This window comes from Kitasatospora sp. NEAU-69 (assembly GCF_057158765.1).
Map to the genome: position 1 here is coordinate 88,794 of NZ_JBWXUE010000029.1, position 8,537 is coordinate 97,330.

The following is an 8,537-nucleotide window of genomic DNA, read 5'->3' on the forward strand; positions in this document are numbered from 1 at the left end:
CTGCAATCAGGCGCGGGTGCAGGCCCGCCTGCGCGATTGCGAGGGCACTCAGACCGAGGACTCACGCGCCTGGCGGCACATCCAATGGGGCGTCGGAGATCGGACGTCAGAACTGACTCCCTGGGGTGTGCAACCTCAGGCTTTGAATTCGATGCGAGAAAGGTAACAAGTTGAACGACCGCATACGACGGTTAATCATTTCCGTCTTACTGTTGATACTCATTTCAGCTCTGGGCACGCCGCCCTCCTGGGCCCATCCCACGCACAGCTGGCCCGCAGCCAGCAAGACCAAGGGCGGCTTCGCCCAGGTGGCCGCACCACCGGCGCCTCTCACGCTGGCTCAGAAGCAGCAACAGGCGCAGTCGCTAGGGCACCCGGCGCTTCCCGGCCGGCCCAGTAGTCCAGCAGCAACACGAACTGTGGGGCTGGGCACGCCCGGCTACCGCAGTCTCACGGCTGACGAGGCCCGTGCGCTATCCCTTACAGCCTCGCACCCGGCGGCGCGGGCGCAGGCGGGAAGCACGGGGCGGGCGACACCTGCCTGGTCATCAGGACATCCGTACATCGGCAACCTGCAGACCTACCCCGACAACGTTGAGGTTGACAACACCGGACTCTCCTGGTGTGCGTCCTGGGACCTCAGCCCGAACCTGCTCCCCACCTGGGGCGACCCAGGCATCCCCGGTGCAGTGGCCGTCTCGCTGTACCGCGCCTCGGACAACGCCCTCATGGACGGCGAGCAGTGGATGACGTACCAGGGCAATTCGTTCTGTTCCTTCCATACCATCTCGCCCATTCAGGCTGGTGTGAACTACTACGTGGTAGTCCGCTACGGGTACAGCGACGGCAGTAGCGACACGCTCACGTCGGCGGCGGTGCCCCCAGCTCCGATCAACGGCGTCCCGGCGAACGTCTCGCTGGCCTGCCCCGACTCACCGGCCAGCACGGGCATCGTGCTCGACTTGGTCAAGTACTGCGGTGACCCGGTCAACACCTCCACCGGCGCCTTCGGTGAAGCTGTCACCGATGCGCAGTTGCCCAGCCCCGGGCAGGCCTTCCAGCTGACCAGGAGCTACAGCTCGTCCTCGACGGCCACTGGGGTATTCGGCCCTGGCTGGGCGTTCCCGTACTCGGCCCATCTGATCATCGGCCAGTCAGTCATCACCTTTGCCGCGGAAGACGGATCGCAGACCAACTATGCTGTCCAGACTGACGGTTCACTGAAACCTACGCGCCCGTACATCCACTCCACGCTGCAGATCATCACGGGCGGCTACCAACTGACAACTCCCGACCAGCACACACTGCTCTTCGACACCACCGGCCGACTCACCGCCATGCGCGATCCCGTCGGCATCGGCCTCACACTCAACTACACCGGCAGCCAGCTGACCACGATCACCGACGCAGCCGGGCATACCGTCACCCTCGGCTACACCGGCTCACTCCTGACCACAGCGGCCCTGCCCGGCCAGCAGACGGTCACCTACGGCTACACCGCCGGCCGCCTCACCAGCGTCCAGGATCTGCGCGGCCAGACCACCACCTACGGCTACGACGCGACCAGCGGCCTACTGACCACGGTCACCGACCCACTCGGGCACCTTCGCACCACCAACAGCTACGACGGCTCTGGCCGAGTGGCGACCCAAATCGACGCCCTTGGCAACAAGACGACCTACGGCTACGACGCGAACAACCCGGGCACGACGTACATCACCGATCCCGATGGTGGGATCTGGACCGAGGCCTACACCGGCGGCGTGATCAGCTGGCAGTCCGACCCGTACGGGAAGACCACCAAATACCAGTACGACGGCTCCCTCAACCGCACCGGCCTGACGGACCAGAACGGCAACACCGCCACCTTCACCTACGACGCCAACGGCAACGTCCTCACCAGCACGACCCCCGCACCCGTATCCACCACCGAGACGTGGACCTACGACGGGGCCAACCGCGTCACCTCACACAAGGACGGCAGGGGCAATACCGCCACCTACACCTACAACGGCCTGGGCCAACTGGTCACCAGCACCGATCCTGCCAACGGCAAGACCGGCTATACCTACACCGCTCTCAACACGCTTGCCACGGTCACCACTCCGCTCAACGGGGTGACCACCTACGGCTACGACAGCTCCGGCAACCGCACCTCGGTCACCACGCCGCTCAGTGACAAGACGACGTTCACCTACGACGCGGCAGGCCGGGTGGCGACCAAGGTCGACCCGCGAGGCAACCTTCCCCAAGCCAACGCCCTGTCGTACACAACGACTTACCGCTACGACAACGGGAATCTCCTCACCTCGGTGATCGACCCAGCGGGGTACACGACGCTCTACGGCTACGACCTTGACGGTCAGCGCTCCACCATCACCGACGGACTCAATCACCGCACCACCTACGGCTACGACTACGCCGGACACCGCACCACCATCAAGGACGACGCCGGCAACACCACCACCACTGGATACGACGCCGCCGGCAACATCACCTCGGTCATCGATCCGCTCGGAAACAAGACCACCTACACCTACGACAAGAACAACCACCGCCTCACCACCGTCACCGCCCGCGCCTACGCGCCCGGCGGAACACCCGCCGCTTACACCACCGCCTACGGATACGACGCCAACGGCAACCAGACGACAGTGGCGGACCCAACCGGCGCCACCACAACCATCGGCTATGACGTCGTCAACCGGCCCATCACAGTGAAAGACCCGCTCAACAACACCACCACCACCGGCTACGACGCCAACGGCAACGTCATCAGCACCAAGGATCCGCTGGGCAACACCACGACCTACGGCTACGACCTGGCCAATCGGCTCACCACTGTGACGGACGCCCGAGGCAACGCCACCGGCGCCACGGCTGCATACACCACGACCTACGGCTACGACGCCGACGGCAACCGCACCAGCGTCAAGGACCCGCTCGGCAATACCAGCACCACCACGTACGACAAGGACGACCGCCCGAGCACTTTCATCGACCCACGCGGCACCGGCGCGACCGCAGGTTCCTTCACCACGACCTTCGGCTACGACCCCGCCGGCAATCGCACCAGTGTGAAGGACCCTCTCGGCTACAGCACCCTCACCAGCTACGACGGACTGAACCGGGCCACCTCGGTGACCGATCCGCTCTCACACACCACCTCCACCCTCTATGACCCGGTCGGCCAGGTCCTCACCGTCACCGACCCGAACAACAACATCACCACCAACACCTGGAACAACATCGGCGACCTCCTCACACGAAAGGACGCCAACGGCAACACAACCACCTACGCGCACGACCCGCTGCACCGCCTCAGCAGCGTCACCGACCCGCTCAACCACAAGGTGACCTACGGCTACGACGCCGAAGGCCACGCCACCACCGTCACCGACGCACGCGGCGCGATCGCGACCACCACCTACGACGCGCGCGGTCTACCGGCCGGAACGAGCTACACCGACAACACCACTGCCACGTCCCGTGGTTACGACCCGGCCGGGCGTCTGACAACCATCACCGACGCCACCGGAACCCGGACCCTGGGCTACGACTCGGCGAACCGGCTGCGCTCCGTCTCAGCGCCAGGCGGTGGTATCGGCTTCACGTACACCTACGACGCCGACGGCAACCTCGCCACCCGTCAGTACCCCGACGGTGAGAACTTCACCTACACCTACGACTCCGCCGGCCACGAGATCCAGCAGACAGCGGACAGCGCAACCACCACCTACGACTACGACGCTGCCGGCAACTTGACCACCTCCACGCTGCCCGGCAGCAACGGCTACACCGAGAGTCGCGCCTACGACCCCGTCGGCAGGCTCAGCCTGATCGCCAGCACCAAGGGCGCCACCACGCTCGACTCCTGGCAACTGACTCGCGACCCCGACGGCCAGCCCACCATCGTCAACGCCAACCGCCTCGGCGTCACCTCGCCTCAGCAGACCTACGGCTACGATCCGGCCGGCCGCCTCACCTCGCAGACGGTGGGCACGGCGACCACCAACTACACCTACGATGCGGTCGGCAACCGCAAAACCCTGGTGCGCGGCAGCCAGAGCACCAACTACACCTACGACCAGGCCGACGAACTGACACTCGTCGCCACCGGTCTGATCCGCCAGAACTACACCTACGACGCAGACGGCAACGCCACCGGCAACGGCTCCAACGCCAACAGCATCACCTACGACTTCAACAACCACCCCATCGCCGCCGCCCAAGCAGGCGTCAGCTACACCTTCACCAACGACGCCCAAGGAAACCGCGTCACCACCAGCTCCGGCGGCACCCCCGTACGCACCGCCACCTGGGACATCAACAACCGCCTCCCCCAGCTCGCCACGGAAGCCAACGCCACCGGGACTGTGACCGGGGACTACGGTTACGACCCGCTCGGCCTGCCGCAGTCCCAACGCACAAGCGGCGCCACCTTCTACGACCATCACGACTGGCTCGGCTCGATCACCGACCTGACCGACGCCAACGGCGTCCAGCAGAGCCGGATGACCTACGACGCCTTCGGCCAGCAAACCACCACAGCCGTCACAAGCAACGGACCGACCAGCCCGTTCGGATTCGCAGGCCAGTACAACGACCCCAGCCTGACTGGCAAGCAGGACAACAGGGCCCGCGACTACGACCCGTCCACCGGCCGCTTCACCGGCCGCGACCCGCTGGCCACAGCCGCCTCCGCTCCATCCGGATCGGCATACGCCTACGCAGCCGACGCCCCGACGCTCTACACCGACCCGAGCGGCATGGCCCCGGAGGACGACAGCCCGTCGAACATGACCCCGGCGCAGGCGATCGGCAGCGGCCTGGTCAAGGGCGTCAAGCTCCCCTTCGAATTCGTCGGCGACCTCTTCGACGCCTTCACAGGTCGGGGCGACGGCGCTAGCGGATTCGTAGACAAGTACTTCCCTGTCCGCCCTGCCTACGCGTACTACGTCGCTGCCGCCAAGCTCCGCGAATTCGGCTGCGACAACGTCGCCGACCAGGTCGAGAAGCACGCGGACGACCTCGCTGGGCAGGTCGCCCTTGCGGGTCTGGGCGGCCTCGACAGTTGGATGACCAAGGAGGTCACAGCCGGCGAGCTCGGCGCCGAGGTCGGTGTTGCCCGCGAGATCGGGCCAGTTGGTCGGCTGCTCTATGGCGCTCGCGAAGGTGAGGGCCTGCCCGGATCGACGGGCTTCGAGCTCACCGAACGGCCGACTGTGCAGGAGCTGGAGAACCTGACCATCAAGCACAATGTGGAGTTCGCGGTAATCTACAAGCTCGGACCTGGTCCGAATGGTGCTGGCGGAACGTACTACCTCTACTCCGGTGACATCGGTGCGTGTAAGGTTCCCGTGGAAGCGGACAATATTCTTCTGTACCACACGCATCCGCGTGGCGCTAAAAGTCCGAGCGATGCCGATCGGGCACTGCTCCAGTCATTCGAAGATGCGGGATCTCCGATGCGAACATCGAAGATCATCCCCGTGGGCCACGGAGGGAAAGTGACTTCATTTGACAAGGATGGAATGCGATGGTTTCAGTAACGTGATCACGAACCCGAATTCATACCTGTGGGATGGATCAGAGCCCGGCTGGATTCTCTACAAGTCCAAGACTGGCAGCATCCCCTCGATCTTCAACCGCATCACTCGCATGTTCCTCCTCATCGAAGACAACGAGGCATGGCAAGCGACCGTAACGGAGATGTTGGAGCACGGCGTACCGCTCCTGGATGCTTTCCCACCCAAGGAATAGGCATTCACAGCTGATTCATAAGAGAATTTGTGGCGGCCCGCCAGTTCAATCTGGCGGGCCGTCGCACATACGCCGACCCTGACTACCCAAGCCGCACCCGTCACCAATACCTCCATTTCAACCTTGCGGGTGCCGATAAATCATTCGCGCAGATCGCAGCCTTGATAGTCGATCTCCGGATCTACTCGGCGCTGCCGCGACACCTGCACCTGCTGTCAACGGCCATTGAGATGCCCAGGTGGGTGGCCGTTGGGTGTCCAGGCTGGTGGCCATCAGATGCCCAGGTGGGTGGCCAGTGGTGTTCCTGGGGTGGGGGTCAGTTCAAGGGGACCACTCCCTTCCCGGCGAGGGCCTCGGCGAGGCGGTGTGAGTCGCCAGTGGTGGTCACGAGGTGAGCGTGGTGCATGAGGCGGTCGGTGCTGGCGCCGGCGAGAGTCTTGGGCATGATCGTGTCGAAGCCTGAGGGGTGAATGTTGCTGGTCACCGCGATGGACCGGCGTTCGTAGGCAGCGTCGATGATCCGGTAGAACGCCTCGGCGGCGTCCTCGCCGACCGGCAGCAGGCCGATGTCGTCGATGACGATGAGGTCCGCGCGGCAGATCCGGGCGACGGTCCGGGCGGTGGACCCGTCGACCTTCGACTTCCCGATCGCGGCGCTCAGCGTCTCCAGGGTGAACCAGGACACCCGCAGGTCCTTCTCGATCGCGGCCTGGGCCAGGCCCTCGGTGAAGTGGCTCTTGCCCGTCCCCGACGGGCCGGCGATCACCAAATTCTCGGCGCGGCCGATCCACTCCAGGGTGATCAGGGAGTTCTGGGTGGGTTCGGGGATGGTGGAGTCCTCGGCCCGCCAGGAGCCCAGGGTTTTGCCGGTGGGGAAGTTCGCCGAGTGGCGGCGAAGGCGCCGGGTGGCCGCGTCGCGGCCGGTGACCTCCTCGGCTATCAGCAGCCGCAGGACCTCGGCGGGGTCCCAACGCTGGGCTCGGGCGGTGGCCAGGACGTCCGGGGCCGCTTTGCGCATGTAGGGCAGGCGCATGCGGCGCATGAGTTTGTCGAGTTCCTCGGGGATGGCGGGCGGGCTGGGAAAGCTCATGGGGGTGCCGTTCTCTTGGGTGACGTGCAGTCAGAATGCTGTGGTGGGCGGCGTGTTGGCTCAGCGGCCCAGGGCCTGCCAGCCGATGGTTCCGTTCTGGACGGAGTGGGCCTCGTCCGCGCGCACGACCTCGCCGGCGGGCTTGCTGTCCGCGATGTGTCCCAGGATCGAGAGCAGGTCGTCGTCGGCGAAGCGCCCGGCCGTGGCCGCCAGACCGAGGGCCTGGTCGACTTTGTCGTTGCCCAGGACAGTGGCCAGCTCGACCGCGCGGGCCATCTTGGCGCGGATGCGGATCGCGCCGGCGGGTCCGGCCTCCTTGAGCCAGCGCCCGGCCCCGGGCCCGATGCCCACGAACGCGATCTCCGCCTCCGAGCGCGGCCGCAGCCGCGGCTGGTGAACGCTGCGGCCGTCCGGGTGGTCGGGATAGTGCGCGTCGATGATCTGCGGAACACCCGGGGTGGACAGCTGGTGGCGCCAGATCTCCGACAGGTCCCCGGATTCGGTGCGGGCGGTGATGGAGAGTTCCTCGCCGACGACCCGGCACCACACCCTCGCGCCGGTATAGCCCGGCGGGGTCGAGTAGCGCACCGAGTTGAAGCTGATCGTGCGGTCCGAGCCGACCAGCCTCTCCTCGCCCAGCGCGAGCGCGAGCGGCTCGATGGGCAGGACGTGCAGGGTGGTGCGCTCCACGTCCAGGCGGCTCGCGGGTATCTGCCCGGTCGCCCGGTGACGACGGGAGTTCACCTGCTCGCACCAGGTGCGGCAGGCATCGGTGAGCTCGGCGAAGGAGTCGTAGGCGGGCAACAGGTTCGCATCCGTGGGCACCAGGTCGGCCTTCGCGATACGGACCGTGGCCTCCGCGCCGCCCTTCGACTCGGGGTCGTAGGGCACGCAACTGACCACCTGGCAGCCGTAATGCCGACCCGCGGCGACCATCTGTGGATGACGTACCGGGATCCCGGCGATGTGCTCGACGGTGACCGTCTTCGCGTTGTCCGTCAGTACATACGTCGGCGCCCCGCCAATCCGCCGCAACGCGGTGTCCAGGCAGGCCACCAGCGTGCCCAACGTGCAGTCCCAGACCGGGATCACGACCCGGAACCGCGACCAGGACAGCCACGCGCAGAACAGCCAGGTCCGCCGGCCGCCGATCCGCGGCCCCTCGCCCCAGTCGAACTGCAGCCACCGGCCCGGCTCGGGAATCCAGGGTCGGTACGTCCGGCGCTTGCCCGTCTTCCACGCGGTCTTCGCCGCGTTCACCGCCCGCCTCGTCGAGCGCGCACTTCCCCGGTAGCCCATCTTCACGAGCTTCTCGTGGACCACATCGGCGCGGATCGTCGCCTTCGACTGCTCGACCCACTCCTCGACCTTCTCCAGGAACGCGTCGATCATCTTCGGCCGCGGCTCTCGCTCATAAGGATTGCGCCCGCCGTCGCGGGCCTCGACATACCGCTTGACCGTCTTCGGGTCGTGCCCCGCCAAGCTCGCCGCCGACCAGACCGTCCCGGTCAGGTCGTACGCCTCAAGGATTTCCATGATCTCTCTGTCAGACTTCGTCACAGGACCTCTCCGACCGGTTCGCTGATGCTTCGCAAACACCAGCAAACCGGACGGAGGGGTCTCCTTCGATAAGGAAGCGATCAGGAACACCACAGGTCAGACGGCCATCCACCTGGAATTCCGG

General features: G+C 65.9%; 4 protein-coding genes. 2 read left to right on the forward strand and 2 right to left on the reverse strand.

Going from position 1 to position 8,537, the window contains the following annotated elements:
• Positions 1-170 precede the first annotated feature (170 nt).
• Together AC060L_RS28605 and AC060L_RS28610 are read left to right on the forward strand one after the other, a co-directional pair.
• A complete protein-coding gene (locus AC060L_RS28605) occupies positions 171-5,552 on the forward strand; it encodes a DUF6531 domain-containing protein (protein WP_483801842.1) in 5,382 nt (1,793 codons plus the stop codon).
• A 1-nt stretch (position 5,553) separates the two neighbouring features.
• On the forward strand, positions 5,554-5,763 hold the full coding sequence (locus AC060L_RS28610; protein ID WP_483801843.1) for a hypothetical protein: 210 nt from the start codon (positions 5,554-5,556) through the stop codon (positions 5,761-5,763).
• A gap of 316 nt (positions 5,764-6,079) precedes the next feature.
• Here AC060L_RS28610 and istB read toward each other — a convergent pair whose 3' ends face one another.
• Positions 6,080-6,853, reverse strand: coding sequence for an IS21-like element helper ATPase IstB (gene istB / locus AC060L_RS28615; protein WP_483799922.1), 774 nt, complete (start codon positions 6,851-6,853; stop codon positions 6,080-6,082).
• Positions 6,854-6,913: 60 nt separating this feature from the next.
• Positions 6,914-8,389 carry an IS21 family transposase gene (gene istA / locus AC060L_RS28620; protein ID WP_483799923.1) on the reverse strand — a complete coding sequence of 492 codons (1,476 nt, stop codon included), beginning with the start codon at positions 8,387-8,389 and terminating at the stop codon, positions 6,914-6,916.
• Positions 8,390-8,537: the final 148 nt, after the last annotated feature.